19 protein-coding genes and 1 tRNA gene are annotated in these 15,767 nt (G+C 53.5%); 2 read left to right on the forward strand and 18 right to left on the reverse strand.

What is annotated here, in order from left to right; all coding sequences use genetic code 11:
- Window positions 1–8: 8 nt before the first annotated feature.
- On the reverse strand, window positions 9–2,759 hold the full coding sequence (secA, locus tag AMM03_RS05355; protein ID WP_090129457.1) for a preprotein translocase subunit SecA: 2,751 nt from the start codon (window positions 2,757–2,759) through the stop codon (window positions 9–11).
- A gap of 177 nt (window positions 2,760–2,936) precedes the next feature.
- On the opposite strand from secA, the gene AMM03_RS05360 reads away from it, so the two are divergent.
- Window positions 2,937–3,239 (forward strand): DciA family protein, encoded by a 303-nt coding sequence (locus AMM03_RS05360; RefSeq protein ID WP_090129458.1) that lies wholly within the window; start codon window positions 2,937–2,939, stop codon window positions 3,237–3,239.
- Between the two features lie 78 nt (window positions 3,240–3,317).
- Here the strand turns inward: AMM03_RS05360 and AMM03_RS05365 are convergent.
- The 8 genes from AMM03_RS05365 to AMM03_RS05400 form a co-directional block, all read right to left on the reverse strand.
- Window positions 3,318–3,393 (reverse strand) — tRNA-Thr (locus AMM03_RS05365).
- Window positions 3,394–3,456: 63 nt separating this feature from the next.
- Window positions 3,457–3,921 carry a ClpXP protease specificity-enhancing factor gene (locus AMM03_RS05370; protein ID WP_194942789.1) on the reverse strand — a complete coding sequence of 155 codons (465 nt, stop codon included), beginning with the start codon at window positions 3,919–3,921 and terminating at the stop codon, window positions 3,457–3,459.
- 42 nt (window positions 3,922–3,963) lie between these two features.
- Window positions 3,964–4,575: a glutathione S-transferase N-terminal domain-containing protein gene (locus tag AMM03_RS05375; protein ID WP_090129459.1), complete on the reverse strand. Its 612-nt coding sequence runs from the start codon at window positions 4,573–4,575 to the stop codon at window positions 3,964–3,966.
- A gap of 96 nt (window positions 4,576–4,671) precedes the next feature.
- Window positions 4,672–5,439: a cytochrome c1 gene (locus tag AMM03_RS05380; protein WP_090129460.1), complete on the reverse strand. Its 768-nt coding sequence runs from the start codon at window positions 5,437–5,439 to the stop codon at window positions 4,672–4,674.
- Window positions 5,440–5,457: 18 nt separating this feature from the next.
- The gene (locus AMM03_RS05385; protein ID WP_090129461.1) at window positions 5,458–6,867 is read right to left on the reverse strand and encodes a cytochrome b; all 1,410 of its coding nucleotides are present in this window, start codon (window positions 6,865–6,867) and stop codon (window positions 5,458–5,460) included.
- Between the two features lie 11 nt (window positions 6,868–6,878).
- Window positions 6,879–7,475: a ubiquinol-cytochrome c reductase iron-sulfur subunit gene (petA, locus tag AMM03_RS05390; RefSeq protein WP_090129462.1), complete on the reverse strand. Its 597-nt coding sequence runs from the start codon at window positions 7,473–7,475 to the stop codon at window positions 6,879–6,881.
- Window positions 7,476–7,550: 75 nt separating this feature from the next.
- Window positions 7,551–8,624, reverse strand: coding sequence for a 4-hydroxythreonine-4-phosphate dehydrogenase PdxA (pdxA, locus tag AMM03_RS05395; protein ID WP_090129463.1), 1,074 nt, complete (start codon window positions 8,622–8,624; stop codon window positions 7,551–7,553).
- 26 nt (window positions 8,625–8,650) lie between these two features.
- Complete coding sequence (locus AMM03_RS05400; protein ID WP_090130613.1) at window positions 8,651–9,409, reverse strand: Nif3-like dinuclear metal center hexameric protein; 759 nt, start codon at window positions 9,407–9,409, stop codon at window positions 8,651–8,653.
- Between the two features lie 96 nt (window positions 9,410–9,505).
- Here AMM03_RS05400 and AMM03_RS05405 point away from each other — a divergent pair, with 96 nt between their 5' ends.
- Window positions 9,506–10,657, forward strand: a complete 1,152-nt coding sequence (locus tag AMM03_RS05405; RefSeq protein WP_090129464.1) for a trypsin-like peptidase domain-containing protein — start codon at window positions 9,506–9,508, stop codon at window positions 10,655–10,657.
- A 16-nt stretch (window positions 10,658–10,673) separates the two neighbouring features.
- Here the strand turns inward: AMM03_RS05405 and tatC are convergent, their stop codons facing one another.
- Genes tatC through hisA form a run of 9 tightly spaced genes read right to left on the reverse strand, consistent with a single transcriptional unit; the run spans window position 10,674 to window position 15,741 of the window.
- Window positions 10,674–11,480, reverse strand: coding sequence for a twin-arginine translocase subunit TatC (tatC, locus tag AMM03_RS05410; protein WP_194942790.1), 807 nt, complete (start codon window positions 11,478–11,480; stop codon window positions 10,674–10,676).
- Window positions 11,481–11,954, reverse strand: coding sequence for a Sec-independent protein translocase protein TatB (tatB, locus tag AMM03_RS05415; protein WP_090129465.1), 474 nt, complete (start codon window positions 11,952–11,954; stop codon window positions 11,481–11,483).
- A gap of 1 nt (window position 11,955) precedes the next feature.
- Window positions 11,956–12,195 carry a Sec-independent protein translocase subunit TatA gene (tatA, locus tag AMM03_RS05420; protein ID WP_090129466.1) on the reverse strand — a complete coding sequence of 80 codons (240 nt, stop codon included), beginning with the start codon at window positions 12,193–12,195 and terminating at the stop codon, window positions 11,956–11,958.
- Window positions 12,196–12,231: 36 nt separating this feature from the next.
- Window positions 12,232–12,591: a histidine triad nucleotide-binding protein gene (locus AMM03_RS05425; protein ID WP_194942791.1), complete on the reverse strand. Its 360-nt coding sequence runs from the start codon at window positions 12,589–12,591 to the stop codon at window positions 12,232–12,234.
- A complete protein-coding gene (locus AMM03_RS05430) occupies window positions 12,588–12,956 on the reverse strand; it encodes a phosphoribosyl-ATP diphosphatase (protein ID WP_090129467.1) in 369 nt (122 codons plus the stop codon). Before AMM03_RS05430 ends, AMM03_RS05425 begins: the two co-directional genes overlap by 4 nt.
- An 18-nt stretch (window positions 12,957–12,974) precedes the next feature.
- Entirely contained in the window at window positions 12,975–13,373 is a 399-nt protein-coding gene (gene hisI, locus AMM03_RS05435; RefSeq protein WP_194942834.1) for a phosphoribosyl-AMP cyclohydrolase, read from the reverse strand.
- A 22-nt stretch (window positions 13,374–13,395) separates the two neighbouring features.
- Window positions 13,396–14,175, reverse strand: a complete 780-nt coding sequence (gene hisF / locus AMM03_RS05440) for an imidazole glycerol phosphate synthase subunit HisF (protein WP_090129469.1) — start codon at window positions 14,173–14,175, stop codon at window positions 13,396–13,398.
- Between the two features lie 5 nt (window positions 14,176–14,180).
- Window positions 14,181–15,017 carry a D-hexose-6-phosphate mutarotase gene (locus AMM03_RS05445; RefSeq protein ID WP_090129470.1) on the reverse strand — a complete coding sequence of 279 codons (837 nt, stop codon included), beginning with the start codon at window positions 15,015–15,017 and terminating at the stop codon, window positions 14,181–14,183.
- A complete protein-coding gene (gene hisA, locus AMM03_RS05450; protein WP_090129471.1) occupies window positions 15,001–15,741 on the reverse strand; it encodes a 1-(5-phosphoribosyl)-5-[(5-phosphoribosylamino)methylideneamino]imidazole-4-carboxamide isomerase in 741 nt (246 codons plus the stop codon). Before hisA ends, AMM03_RS05445 begins: the two co-directional genes overlap by 17 nt.
- Between the last annotated feature and the right edge of the window lie 26 nt (window positions 15,742–15,767).

Raw genomic sequence — 15,767 nt, forward strand, 5'->3', positions numbered from 1 at the left:
TGAACCTCTTATGCCAACTTGCCGTGGCAGAACTTGTATTTTTTGCCACTGCCACAAGGGCAGGGATCGTTGCGACCCACAGGCGCAATCAAGGTGCTTTGGAATTCACCAGGCGTTGGTTGAGTTTGTTGCGCTTGACCTTGCTCATCGGGTGCGGTGTAGGTCACGTTGCTGATATTTTCAGCGCGCTCTTCCAACACTTGGGCCGCTTCTTCAATTTGCTGGGTTGACTCAATTTTGACGTTCATCAAAACGCGTGTGACTTCGTTTTTGACAGAGTCGAGCAATTGACCAAACAACTCAAAGGCTTCGCGTTTGTATTCTTGCTTGGGTTGCTTTTGGGCATAGCCGCGCAAGTGAATACCTTGACGCAAATAGTCCAAAGCACTGAGGTGCTCGCGCCAGTGGGTGTCGATGCTCTGCAGCAACACGACTCGCTCAAACGGCACAAAGTTTTCTACGCCTACGGCATCGAGCTTGACCTTGAATGATTCGTTGGCAGCATGCAAGACCATCTCCAGAATTTCATCGTCGGTGATGGCTGTGGCTGCAGCGACTTTTTCGCGCAATGGCAATTCAATTTGCCATTCGTCTTTCAGAATGCGCTCTAAAGCCGCCAAGTCCCATTGCTCTTCGACGGTTTCTTCTGGCACGTATTGGCGAACCAAATCGGTAAAGCTGCCCTCACGCAAAGCCTTAATTTGGGCATCCATTTCGGTCGCATCCAAAATGTCATTGCGCTGTTGGTAAATCACCTTGCGCTGATCGTTGGACACATCGTCGTACTCGAGCAATTGCTTGCGCATGTCAAAGTTGCGCGCTTCAACTTTACGCTGGGCGCTTTCAATGCTGCGCGTGACCATGCCCGCTTCAATGGCTTCACCCTCAGGCATCTTGAGGCGGTCCATGATGGCCCGCACGCGATCGCCCGCAAAAATGCGCATGAGCGGATCGTCCAAGCTCAAGTAGAAACGGGAAGAACCAGGATCGCCCTGACGGCCTGAACGGCCACGCAATTGATTGTCGATGCGGCGTGATTCATGGCGCTCGGTGGCAATGATGCGCAAGCCACCCAAGGCCTTGACCTTTTCGTGCACAGCCAACCATTCAGTTCGCTTGGCCGCGACTTTGTCTTGGCGCGCTTGCTCATCCAAAGATTCGTCGGCCTCAATGGCTTGAATGTCTTTTTCAATGTTGCCACCCAGCACAATGTCAGTACCGCGACCGGCCATGTTGGTGGCAATGGTGATCATGCCAGGGCTACCTGCTTGGGCCACGATGTCGGCTTCGCGTGCGTGCTGTTTGGCATTGAGCACTTGGTGCGGCAACTGAGCCTTGGTCAGCATTTCAGAAATGAGTTCTGAATTTTCAATGGAGGTGGTGCCGACCAACACGGGCTGGCCGCGTTCGTAGCATTCCCGAATGTCCGCAATGGCTGCGTTGTATTTTTCAGGACTTGATTTGTAGACGCGGTCGAGTTGGTCTTCGCGGCGGCTGATGCGATTGGGCGGAATGACCACCGTTTCCAAACCATAAATTTCTTGGAACTCGTAGGCCTCGGTATCGGCCGTACCCGTCATACCACCCAGCTTGCCGTACAAACGGAAGTAATTTTGGAAGGTGATGGAGGCCATGGTTTGGTTTTCTGCCTGAATGGCCACGCCTTCCTTGGCTTCCACGGCTTGATGCAAACCATCGCTCCAACGGCGACCTGTCATGAGGCGGCCAGTGAATTCGTCAACAATCACAATCTCGCCTTCTTGCACCACGTAATGTTGATCGCGGTGATAGATGTGGTTGGCGCGCAAAGCAGCCGTGAGGTGGTGCATGAGCGCAATGTTGGCGGGGTCATAAAGGCTAGCGCCTTCAGGAATTAGGCCCGCACTGGCCAAAATGCGTTCAGCGTTTTCGTGACCTTGTTCGGTCAAAAACACTTGACTGGATTTTTCGTCCACCGTGAAGTCGCCAGGCTTGGTGATGCCTTCGCCTGTGCGGGGATCGGCTTCGCCTTCTTGACGGGTCAACATGGGCACCACTTGGTTCATGGCTTGGTACTGGGCCGTGTGATCGTCGGCTTGACCACTGATGATGAGCGGTGTGCGCGCTTCGTCAATCAAGATGGAGTCGACCTCGTCAACGATGGCGTAGTTAAGGCCACGCTGCACGCGGTCTTTGGCTTCGTACACCATGTTGTCGCGCAGGTAGTCAAAACCAAATTCGTTGTTGGTACCGTACGTGATATCCGAGTTGTAAGCGGCTTGTTTTTCTTCGCGTGAAAGTTGGGGCAAGTTGATGCCAACGCTCATGCCCAGGAAGTTGTAGAGCTTGCCCATCCACTGCGCATCGCGGCTGGCCAAGTAGTCATTGACCGTGACCACATGCACGCCCTTGTTGGCCAAGGCATTGAGGTAAACCGCCAACGTTGCTGTGAGGGTCTTACCCTCACCCGTGCGCATTTCAGAAATTTTGCCGTTGTGCAACGAAATACCACCCAACATTTGCACATCAAAGTGACGCATCTTCATGACGCGCTTTGAGCCCTCACGAACCACCGCAAAAGCTTCAGGCAGAATTTGGTCTAAGGTCTCGCCTTGCGCCACACGTTGGCGAAACTCATCGGTTTTTGCGCGCAGTTGTTCGTCGCTCAGGGCTTCGTATTCGGCTTCAAGCGCGTTGATTTGCACCACGGTTTTGCGGTATTGCTTGATCAAGCGGTCATTGCGACTGCCGAAGAGTTTGGTCAGAAAATTGATCGCCATAGTGACACGGGTCTGAGATTGCCAAAAATTGCAAAGACTAGCCCGAAAATCCTGTCTTAAAGTGGATTCAAAAGTACGAGCGCACAAGGCGCAAGTGAACGCGCCATTTTAACTGCTGCGCGGCCTTAGTTTGGGCCAAATTCCCCCATTCGTTCGGGGCTCTCGCATAATGGCGGCATGGCAAAAATCAATCAGGCAGTCACCCTCATGGAAGCAGCTCAGGCGTCGCCCAGTTTGGCCCAACTGACGCAGCTGACGCGTGAATCCACTCTTCGACTGAAAACCCTCCACACGCTCATTCCTGGCCCCCTTCGAAATGCCATCCAAGCCGGCCCCATCGATGGCACAGAATGGTGTTTGTTGGTCAGCTCCAACGCTGCTGCCGCCAAATTGCGTCAAATGCTGCCCGCACTTCTGGCCCACCTAAACAGCCACGGCCATGCGGTGGAAAAAATTCGCCTCAAGATCTTGCAAGGCTGAGAGCTCGCAGGCCACTTCATCGGCAAAGTACAGACGAAAAAAAACCAACCCAATGTGAACTGAGGCTGGTTTTCAAAATGGTGCCGCTTGTCGGATTCGAACTGACGACCTATCGCTTACAAGGCGAGTGCTCTACCAACTGAGCTAAAGCGGCACGGGCTGAATTTTAAATCAAAATTGGGTGCTTTTCAGCAACTCAAGCAGTTTTTGATACTGCTTATTTAATTCGAGTGAGTGTGGGGCGTGTGGGCGTGGGTGGCACAGGCTGATCGTCCTGCTCCGAGGCAGTTGGTGATGAAGCCGATGAAGAAGGCACACTGGCCAGCTTGTCCATGCCCATCACCGTTTGACCCAAGGGTGAGTCGGTGACGGGGAATGACATGCCTTGACCATTTTCGCGCGCATAGATGGCCATCACTCGGTGGATGGGCACCATGATGTCACGCGGCTTGCCGCCAAATCGGGCTTTGAATTCGATGAACTCATTGCCCAATTGCAAAGAACTGGTGGCATCAAAACTGATGTTGAGAACAATCTCACCACCTTGCACAAATTCACGGGGCACTTGCACGGAGCCGTCCACTTTGACCGCCACGTAGGGCGTGAAAGAGTGATCGGTACACCACTCGTACATCGCCCGAATCAGGTACGGGCGTGTAGAGGGAGATTCCAGTGCGTTCATCACCATGAGAATGTATTTCGCGTTTGCCTTTTGGCTTGGCAATTACTTGCGCATGACCTTCTCTGAAGGCGTGAGTGCTTCAATGTAAGCAGGACGCGAGAAGATGCGCTCTGCGTACTTGAGCAAAGGCGCAGCATTTTTGCTGAGGTCAATGCCATAAAAGTCGAGGCGCCAAAGCAATGGCGCAATGGCCACGTCGAGCATGGAGAAGTTGTCACCCAACATGAACTTGTTTTTCAAGAACACAGGCGCCAATTGGGTCAAGCGATCACGAATGTGTGAACGGGCTTTTTCCAAAGCTTTGTCGTTGCCCTTGAGCGTGCGATTTTCCAAAGTGGCCACATGCGTGAACAACTCTTTTTCGAAGTTGAGCAAGAACAAGCGAACACGTGCGCGGTCAACAGGATCGCCAGGCATCAGTTGAGGATGTGGGAAACGCTCATCGATGTATTCATTGATGATGTTTGATTCGTACAAAATCAGATCACGTTCAACCAAGATCGGCACTTGGCCGTAGGGGTTCATGACGTTGATGTCTTCGGGCTTGTTGTACAAATCGACATCGCGGATTTCAAAATCCATGCCTTTTTCAAACAGCACAAAGCGGCAGCGGTGAGAGAAAGGGCAGGTAGTTCCTGAGTAAAGCACCATCATGGTGAAGGCTCCTAAAAATCAAAAAGAGTGGGAAGCCACCGGGTTGGCTGGCCTGCCCACTCCATCAATTCGGACAGGTGTCCGAATCACGAGTTCTTACTTGACATCTTTCCAGTAAGCAGCGTTCAAGCGCCAAGCAATGAAAGTAAAGATAGACAAGAAAATCAAGACCCACACGCCAATGCGAACGCGGGTATTTTGCGCAGGCTCGGCCATCCATTGCAAGTAGTTGACCAAATCGCCAACGGCTTGATCGTATTGCAAAGGTGTCATAGCGCCAGGCTTGACTTGCTTCCAACCTGTGAAGACTTGGACAGCGTGACCGTGCTCTTGACGTTCTTCATAAACGGGCGCGCGCTCACCTTGCAATTCCCACAGGGGGTTGGGCATACCCACGTTAGGGAAAGCCAAGTTGTTCCAGCCAGTTGGCTTGGTTTCGTCGCGGTAGTAGGTGCGCAGGTAGGTGTACAGATAGTCTGCACCGGTACCGCCATGACCTGAACGTGAACGAGCCACCAATGTCAAATCGGGTGGCACAGCACCAAACCAGTCTTTGGCTTGCTTGGGATCAATGTTGGCCTTCATGGTGTCGCCCACTTTGTCAGTGGTGAACAAGAGGTTGTCTTTGATCTGTTGGTTGGTTAAACCGATGTCTTGCAAACGGTTGTAACGCATGAATGCCGCAGAGTGGCAATTCAAGCAATAGTTGACAAACAACTTGGCGCCGTTTTGCAAAGAGCCGAGGTCGTTGGTTTTAATTGGGGCTTTGTCCCATGCAATGGTGTTGCCACCGGCTGCTTGAACACCAGTGACAGCCGCCAAAGCAACACACAAACCCAGTGCAAATTTTTGAATTGATTTCATTTTCAAATACTCCTGGGCTTAGTGCGCAACGAAAGTAACGCGGTCAGGTACAGGCTTTGGTGTACCCAACTTGCTCCACCATGGCATCAACAAGAAGAAGCCAAAGTAAAACAATGTGCCCACTTGTGAAACACGCTCACCGATGGGTGAAGGTGGCTGAACGCCCAAGTAGCCCAAGATCAAGAAGTTGATCACGAACACGGCGTACACATACTTGTGCCAGTCGGGACGGTATCGGATGGACTTGACGGGGCTGTTGTCGAGCCAAGGCAAGAAGAACATGATGACCACTGCGCCGCCCATGACCACCACGCCCCAGAACTTGGCATCAATGCCAAGCATGAGTGCAGAGATCACCACAGCACCGCCGATGACACCCATTTTGAGCATGCTAGGCAAGGTGTTGTTTTTGACAGCCAAAACAGCACCCAACAACACGCAAACGATGAGGACGTACATCATCTCGCTGGTGATGGCACGCAACATAGAGTAGTAAGGTGTGAAGTACCAAACAGGTGCAATGTGCAAAGGCGTTTTGAGGGGGTCAGCTGGAATGAAATTGTTGTATTCCAAGAAGTAACCACCAAACTCGGGTGCGAAGAAAATAATGGCTGAGAAAACCATCAAGAACAAGCTGACCGCAAAAACGTCGTGAACTGAGTAGTAAGGGTGGAATGGCACACCATCCAAAGGATGACCTTGTGCATCTTTAGGCGCATTGGGGCCTTTGATTTCGATGCCATCTGGGTTGTTAGAGCCCACTTCGTGCAACGCAATGATGTGCGCCACAACCAAGCCCAAAAGAACCAAAGGCACTGCAATGACGTGGAAGCTGAAGAAGCGGTTCAAGGTGGCATCGCCGACCACGAAGTCGCCGCGAATGAGCAAAGCCAAATCAGGGCCAATGAAGGGAATGGCAGAGAACAAGTTCACGATCACCTGGGCGCCCCAGTAGGACATCTGGCCCCAAGGCAACAAGTAACCCATGAAGGCTTCAGCCATCAGGCACAAGAAGATGGCGCAACCAAAAATCCAGACCAACTCGCGAGGCTTGCGGTAGCTGCCGTACATGAGGCCACGGAACATGTGCAAATACACCACAATGAAAAACGCAGATGCGCCAGTGGAGTGCATGTAACGAATAAGCCAACCCCAAGGCACATCGCGCATGATGTACTCAACGGAGGCAAACGCCAGATTGGCATCAGGTTTGTAATGCATCACCAAGAAAATACCGGTGACGATTTGGATCACCAAAACCAACAGTGACAAGGATCCGAAGATGTACCACATGTTGAAGTTTTTGGGCGCGTAATACTCGCTCAAATGCTCTTTGTAGAGCTTGGAAGCTGGGAAACGGTTGTCAACCCAGTTCAAAAGCTTTTCGCCAGCAGAGGCGTTAGGGGAAATTTCCTTGAATTCAGCCATGGTGGTTTGCCTCAAGCCTTCTTGTCTTCACCGATCAGCAACTTGCTGTCGGACAGGTACATGTGCGGTGGCACTTCCAAGTTGTCGGGGGCGGGTTTGTTTTTGAACACGCGGCCGGCCAAATCGAAAGTTGAACCGTGGCAAGCGCACAAGAAGCCGCCTTGCCAATCGTCAGGCAAAGAAGGCTGAGCGCCGGTTTGGAATTTGTCGCCTGGCGAGCAACCCAAGTGGGTGCAAATGCCAACCGCCACCATGAACTCTGGTTTGATAGAGCGGTGGGGGTTTTTGGCGTATTCGGGGGTGGGATAGGCCTGGCGGTCAGACGCTGGATCGGCCAGTTGACCATCTAATTTCTTCAAGGCTTCCACTTGTTCAGTGGTGCGGCGCATGATCCACACGGGCTTGCCGCGCCATTCGACGGTGAGTTTTTCACCGGGTTTGACGTCGGAAATATCGACTTCAACAGCGGCACCGGCGGCTTTGGCGCGCTCGGAAGGCTGGAAAGTGCTGACGAAGGGGGTGGCGACGAAGCCTGCGCCTACGGCGCCAGCACAAGTAGAGGCAATCAGCCACGTCCTTTTGCTGCTGTCGACTGGGGTATCACTCATGAGAATCCTCTAGCGAATCGGTATCAGGGTTAACCGCCGATTGTAGCCGACTGCGAGGGGCTTTTTAAAGTCTCCTTAGTCGGAGAGTTGTCTTGCCATGCGAATGGCAGCTCTGATGCTGGCGGCGTCGGCCACGCCTTGCCCGGCAATGTCAAAGGCGGTGCCATGGTCGGGGCTGGTTCTGACCAAAGGCAGGCCCAAAGTGACGTTGACCCCCTGGTCCAAGCCCATGTATTTGACCGGAATCAGCCCTTGGTCGTGGTACATGGCCAAAACTACGTCAAATTCTGCCGCGCCATCGGATTTTTTGCGGGCCCGCATGAAAACGGTGTCTGGTGCATAGGGCCCCATGGCCAAAATGCCTTCTGCCCGCGCAGTTTGCAGGGCGGGCTCGATGATTTCAATTTCTTCGCGACCAAACAAACCGCCCTCTCCGGCATGGGGGTTGAGACCCGCCACGCCTATTTTTGGCGGTCGGTCCAAGACCAAGCTCAAAGATTGGTGGGTAATTCGCAAACTTTCCAGCACATTGTTGTAAGTGACGGCGTCCAGTGCTTGGCGCAGGGACACGTGAATACTGACCAACACGGTGCGCAGCTCGTCATTGGCCAACATCATGCGAACGGGCATTTGCGCCAAGGGCACCCCGACATGGCGCGCCGCCTCCGATTGCAACAGTTCTGTATGACCCGGAAATGCATCGAAGGGAGCGCCAGCTGCCGACAAAGCTTCTTTATGAAGCGGGGCTGTGACCAGCGCCGCAATTTGTTTCTTCAAGGCGGCTTGAGTGGCCCACATGACACATTCACCCGCAAAACGACCTGCCCGCGCATCAACTTGTCCCCAAGGCAAATTGGCCTCAAGGCTGGCCACCTGCAATACCGGCAAAACACCTGGGGGTTGCGTCAAAGCCTCTGAAGCTTTTGCAATTTGGACCACTTTCAGTTGAAGACCACCCGGGTCCACCAACAGTGCCGCCTTTTGCATCAAGCCAACATCGCCCGCCACAAAACAATGGCGCGTGATCTGTTCATCTGCCTTGCGCTGCGAGGTCGCCTTGAAATCATCCAAGAAAGCGCGCGCAATGATTTCCGGTCCGATGCCGCAAGGATCTCCTGGTGTGATGGCAATGACTCTGGACTGGGACATTGGGTTGATCTTGATTTGAAAAACTTTCAAGCCGGGTTATCGATGTCGATGAACTCGTGCACCAAGCCCAAAGAAGCGGCCACATGTGCAGCCACAGCAGGCGCTCCATAACGCTCAGTGGCATGGTGACCACATGCTAAAAAAGCCACGCCAGTTTCTTTGGCAATATGCGCTTGAGGTTCTGAAATTTCGCCCGTAATGAAAGCATCAACACCCTGTGCAATGGCCGATTCAAAATAAGACTGCGCGCCGCCGCTGCACCAAGCGATGCGCTTGAGGGGTTTGTCTTGCGGCGCGATGCAGGTAACGGCTCTGCCCAAACAAGCCTCTAAGTGCGCCGACAATGCGGCTGCATTTTCAAATGCCAACGCGCCTTGCGGTTGACCCACACACACCAAGTTTTGATCGCCGCACCAAGCATCGGCCTTCAGACCCAACACCTTGCCCAATTGGGCGTTGTTGCCCAACTCGGGGTGTGCATCCAAAGGCAAGTGATAGGCATACAAATTGATGTCGTGTGCCAATAGCCTTTGCAGGCGCTCTTTCATCCAGCCCACCACGCGGCCATCTTGGCCGCGCCAAAACAAACCATGGTGAACAAACACGGCATCGGCTTTGGCGGCAATGGCGGCGTCAATCAATTCACGACTGGCGGTGACACCCGACACAATTTTTTGAATTTGACGCTTGCCCTCGACCTGCAGCCCATTGGGGCCGTAATCCTTGAATTTTTCGGCTTGCAGCAGTTGGTCAAACGCCTGAAGCAGCGTCTTGAAATCTGTCATGTCAATCTCGTTGGTAGATGACGCTATTGTCAACGATTCAAACGGATTCTGCGATGACTTGCGCAGCATTGAGTTGAATACGCCACAATAGAAAGTATGAAAAAAATCTGGATTCTTTTTTCCCAAACCGTCACGGTGCTGCTGGCCGTTTGGTTTGTCGTGGCCACCCTTCAACCCACATGGCTGCGCGGCACCAACAACCCTCAAAAAGTTTCTTTCACGCAGGCCATTTTGGACGGCAATTCAAGTGCATCACCTGGCGGCAGCTTCAGGCAAGCTGCGCAAAAGGCTTCGCCTGCCGTGGTTAGCATCACGGTGCAACAAAAGTCACGCGCCAAAGCCAGGCGTGCAGACCCTTGGTTTCGATTTTTTGATGAGCCCGAGGAAGACTCACCCAGCGGCGGCATGGGCAGCGGCGTCATTGTCAGCCCCGAAGGCTACATCCTCACCAACCACCATGTGATTGAAGGCGCAGAAGCCATTGAGGTCAATTTGCACGACGGTCGCAATGCCTTGGCCAAGGTCATTGGCACCGACCCTGACACCGATTTGGCACTGCTCAAAATAGACCTACCCAAGCTGCCCGTCATTGTCTTGGGTCAAATGGAAACCTTGCAAGTGGGCGATGCCGTTTTGGCCATTGGCAATCCCTTTGGCGTCGGCCAAACCGTCACCTCGGGCATTGTGAGCGCGCTGGGCCGCAAACAGTTGGGCATCAACACCTTTGAGAATTTCATTCAAACCGATGCTGCCATCAACCCCGGCAATTCGGGTGGCGCGTTGGTGGATGCCAATGGCTTGTTGATGGGCATCAACACCGCCATATATTCCCGCTCAGGCGGCAACATGGGCATTGGCTTTGCCGTGCCGGTGTCCACCGCCACCCAAATCATGGCCGCGCTCATTAAAGACGGCAAAGTGACACGCGGTTGGATTGGCGTAGAGCCGCGCCCCTTGAATTCCGAACTGGCCGAGAGCTTTGGCATTCCCAAAGACAAAACAACGGGCGCCTTGCCCAAAGGGGTTTTGATTCACGGCGTGTTGCAAAACAGCCCTGCCGCCAAAGCCGGTATTCAGCCAGGCGATTTGATCATGCAAGTGGCGGGGCAAGCTGTGTCCGATGTGCCCGAGATGTTGTCTGGTGTAGCGGGGTTAAAGCCAGGAGAAACGGCCAATTTGTTGGTCTTGAGAAACGGCAAAACTTTAGAACTGCGAGTGACACCAGGCACTCGCCCCATTAGACCGTGATGAGACCCTGTAGAAATTAAGCCGATTTGGAGGCTTCGTCTTCTGAAGCGTCTTCTTTGGGCGCTTGGGTGTGCTTGATGAAAATTTGAGCCGCCCAAATGCCCAGCTCATAGAGCAAGCACATGGGAATGGCCAGCGCCAATTGAGACACCACATCAGGGGGTGTCACGATGGCGGCAATGACAAAGGCCAAGACCACAAAATAACCGCGAAAATCTCTGAGTTTTTCGATGGTCACAATGCCCAAACGAGCCAAGACCACCACAGCAATAGGCACTTCAAAAGCCAAACCAAATGCCAAGAACATGTTCAGCACAAAGCCCAAATAGGCCTCAATGTCAGGTGCGGCCGTGATGCTTTTGGGCGCAAAGCTTTGGATGAAGGCAAAGACCTGGCCAAACACAAAGAAGTAACAAAAGGCCACGCCAATGAAAAACAACAAGGTGCTGGAAATGACCAAGGGCATGACCAACCGTTTTTCGTGCGTGTACAAGCCCGGGGCAATGAAGGCCCACACTTGGTACAAAACCACTGGCAAAGCCAACAAAAATGCAGCCATCAACAAGATTTTGAGCGGCACCATGAACGGCGAGATGACCGATGTGGCAATCAGGGTGGTGCCAGCCGGCAAATGCGATACCAAAGGTGCCGCCAACAAATCGTAGAGTTCGCCAGGGCCAGGAAACAGGGCCAAAACGCCAGCCGCCACGCCAATGGCGGCCATGGCGCGAACCAAGCGGTCGCGCAATTCCATGAGGTGCGTGACAAAAGGTTGTTCAGTGCCCGCCAATTCGTCTTCGGGCTTTGGAGAGGGGTCGGACACTTAGTAACTACCTAATTTGGTGGGGCGGTAACGGGCCACTCTGGCAGCACCCGACAATGTTTTGGTTCTTACCCCTGCGCGGGCTTTGTACCACTGCGGTACCGCGGCTTGTTTCAAACGAAACTTTTTACCCGGATGTTTGTACGTGGGCGGTGGCGGCTCCCACCTAGGCGTATTGGGGTCGTTGGCAAGGCCGGCCGTGGTCTCTTCCCATTGCTTCTCAAAGTCGATGGCCGTGCTTTGAACAGAGCTTTCAACATCTCTGGCAGCGCCCTCTACCGACTCTTTCATTTTCTTGAGCTCTTCCAAATCCATGGAACGATTGACCTCAGCCTTGACATCCGAGATGTAACGCTGGGCCTTGCCCAAGAGGTTGCCCATGGTCCGCGCCACGCGCGGCAACTTCTCGGGACCGATGACGATCAACGCCACCACCCCGATCAGGGCAATTTTTGAAATTCCAAGATCGATCAAATCAGGACTTTGTCTTAGCTTCCACGTCGATCGTGGTTTTTTCTGCCGTGGCCGAAGCGGCTACTTGGCCAGCAGGCTTTTCTTCTGTCACGGGGTTGCCGTTGGCATCTTTCATGCCATCTTTAAAGCCTTTAACCGCGCCACCCAGGTCAGAGCCAATGTTTTTCAGCTTCTTGGTGCCAAACACCATGACCACGATGAGCAAGACGATGAGCCAATGCCAAATTGAGAACGATCCCATGAATATCTCCTAACAATTAATTCGGATTCTAAGCGCTTAACCACGCAGCCAAGGGCGGGGACCGCCCATGACATGGAAATGCAAATGGTGAATTTCTTGGCCACCCTCTGCCCCCGTGTTAGTGACAATTCTGTAGCCACCTTCAGGATAAGGGCGACAACCCTGCTCCAAAGCCAGTTTAGGCGCTAAGGACATTAGATGCCCAATTAAGGCCGAATGCTCTGGGGTAATTTGCGCCATCGACGGAATGTGCAGCTTGGGCACCATCAAAAAATGCACCGGCGCCCAAGGGGCAATGTCGTGAAAAGCAAACACATGCTCGTCTTCATAAACCTTCTTGGAAGGAATTTTTCCGGCAATGATTTTGCAAAAAAGGCAGTTTGGGTCGTGCATCATTCACCTGATCGTTCACGTTGTTCGGCTTTGCGGAGGGCTTTTTCCTCCAGACCACTGAGGCCTTCACGGCGGCTGAGTTCGGCCACCACATCGGCTGGCGTTAGGCCATAGTGGGCCAAGGCAATCATGCTGTGAAACCACAAATCGGCCACTTCACCCACCAATTTGTGGGCTTCGCCGCCATGGTCCATGTCTTTGGCCGCCATCACCGTTTCGGTGGCTTCTTCGCCAATTTTCTTCAAAAAGGCGTCGGGGCCTTTGTGCAGCAGGCGCGCGACATAGCTTTTTTCGGGGTCGCCGCCGTTGGCCGGTTTGCGACTTTCAATCACGGCCGCTAAGCGGGCCAAAGCATCGGTTGAACTCATGATCTTGGCAACGAGTGCTCACTTGTAAATAGATTCGGGGTCTTTCAAGACCGGTTCGGTGGCAGTCCACTCACCATTTTGGTACTGCTGGAAGAAACAACTGTGACGGCCGGTGTGACAAGCAATACCAGGTTCGTGGCCCAACTGCGTGACTTTAAGCAGCACCACGTCGTTGTCGCAATCGAGGCGCATGTCGTGCACAGTTTGCACATGACCCGACTCTTCTCCCTTGAACCACAGCTTGTTGCGCGAACGGCTGAAGTACACCGCGCGTTTGAGTTCTGCGGTTTTTTCAAGGGCTTCGCGGTTCATCCAGGCAAACATCAGCACATCGCCGGTGCTGGCCTCTTGCGCAATCACGGGCACCAAGCCCTGTGCGTCCCACTTAATTTGATCAAGCCATGTCATGAGGTGAATCTACCACTTGCTGATGACACTTTTACAAACGAACCGGAATGCCTCGCTCGCGCATGCGCTGCTTGGCCTCCTGAACGGTGTACTCGCCATAGTGAAAAATGCTGGCAGCCAATACGGCATCGGCGCCGCCTTGTTGCACGCCGTCGGCCAAATGATCCAAGTTGCCCACGCCGCCCGAGGCGATGACAGGCACCTGAACGGCATCGCTGACCGCTTTGGTAAGGGCCAAATCAAAACCTGATTTGGTGCCGTCGCGGTCCATGCTGGTCAGCAAAATTTCGCCTGCACCATGTTCGGCCATTTGGGCGGCCCACTGCACAGCATCAAGTCCTGTGTTTTTGCGGCCCCCGTGGCTGTAGACATCCCAGCCTTCACCGCGGGTTTGAAGGTCTTCGCCTTGACGACGCTTGGCATCGATGGCCACCACGATGCATTGGGCGCCATATTTTTGGGAAGCTTCGCGAATGACTTGGGGATTGGCAATGGCCGCTGAATTGAAACTGGTTTTATCGGCACCCGCATTGAGCAAACGGCGAACATCGTCTACCGTGCGCACACCGCCGCCCACCGTCAGAGGAATGAAGACCTGCGAGGCCACAGCTTCAATGATGTGAAGAATGAGATCGCGACCATCGCTGGTGGCAGTGATGTCCAAGAACGTCAGTTCGTCGGCACCTTGTTCGTTGTAACGGGCCGCAATTTCGACGGGATCGCCAGCGTCGCGCAGTTCAACAAAATTGACGCCCTTGACCACACGGCCGCCGGTGACGTCAAGGCAAGGAATGATTCGTTTGGCAAGCATGGTGATTAGATTTTCAAAAGTTGCCAGCCGACCCAAGTCTGCGCGGGCGGCACCTCGATAGAAGACGTGACACGCGCCGCTTCAACGCACAGCATGTGCTGGTAGCCGTTGGCAGGCATGTCATTGAGTTGGGCACATTTATCTGCGCCAGGATTCCAGACCACACTTTGGCCCCAAGACTCGCTTTGAGAAATTTGCAAAGACGCATTGCCGTCTTGCAAAGTCCAAGTGGGTTGCGTCTGTGTGTTGGCATCGTAGACCCGGTCAAACTCAGCCTCAAAACGAAGTTGATCGGCGCAGGTTTGATGGGTGTCCTTGACGGCATCCCATTCGGGCTGACTGGCTTGGCCTTGCAAACTCACTTGCGCAATGTGGTCCACCGCAAAGTAGGTGTGCAGTGCGCCCGTGAATGACAAGCTTTGCGGGCCTTGGTTTTCAACACTCAAACTAATTTGCAAACTGTTGGGTGACAAGTTGACAGTCAAAAAAGCTTTGAACTGAAAGGGCCACAAAGTCAGTGTGTGCTCGTTGGCTGATAACTCAAAAATTTTTGAAGCGCCTTGGCTGCGCTCTGGCACCAAACGCCAAGGCATATTGCGCGCAAAGCCATGCTTGGGCAAATTGCCACGCTGATTGAATTGTGGAAAGCAAACGGGAATGCCGCCGCGAATGGCCGTCGTGCCATCGCAGACAGATTGAGGGCTTAAGAACAGGCGTTCTTTGCCTTGCGCTTGCCACGACAAAACATGCGCGCCTTGTTGGGCCACAAACACGCTGTCGCCATTAGGCAAAGACCAATGCCAGCCGGCATGGCCTTGCCAAACATCAGTCGTTGAGTTCATCGGCCCGCGCCTGGGCAGCTTGGAAATCGAGATCGCCAGAGTATATGGCACGGCCGCAAATAACGCCTTCAACACCTTCGTCTTCTACAGCACACAGTTGCTCAATGTCGGCCATGTTGGATAAGCCGCCTGAAGCGATGACGGGAATGGTCAGGGCTTGGGCCAGCTTGACGGTTGCATCGATGTTGATGCCGCTCAGCATGCCGTCTCGGCCAATGTCTGTGTAGATGATGGACTCAACGCCCCAGTCTTCAAACTTTTTGGCTAGGTCAACCACTTCGTGACCTGTGAGTTTGCTCCAACCATCGGTAGCCACTTTGCCGTCTTTGGCGTCGAGGCCCACAATGATGTGACCGCCAAAAGCACTGCAGGCATCGCGCAAGAAGCCCGGGTTTTTGACCGCGGCCGTACCAATGATGACGTAGCGCAAACCGCCATCGATGTATTTTTCGATGGTGTCTAGATCGCGAATACCGCCACCCAATTGCACGGGGATGTCGTCGCCCACAGCATTGAGGATGGATTTGATGGCCGCAAAGTTTTGGGGCTTGCCGGCAAAAGCGCCATTCAAATCGACCAAGTGCAAACGCCTTGCGCCCTTTTCAAGCCAGGCCCGCGCCATGGCGGCGGGGTCTTCACCAAATGTGGTGGCTTGGTCCATGTCGCCTTGTTTGAGGCGAACACAATGGCCGTCTTTGAGATCAATGGCAGGAATCAGAATCATGGCTAATTGGTAGCGCTAGGGTGGAA

This window comes from Limnohabitans sp. Rim11 (assembly GCF_001269365.1).
In the GTDB taxonomy this organism is placed as follows: domain Bacteria; phylum Pseudomonadota; class Gammaproteobacteria; order Burkholderiales; family Burkholderiaceae_C; genus Limnohabitans_A.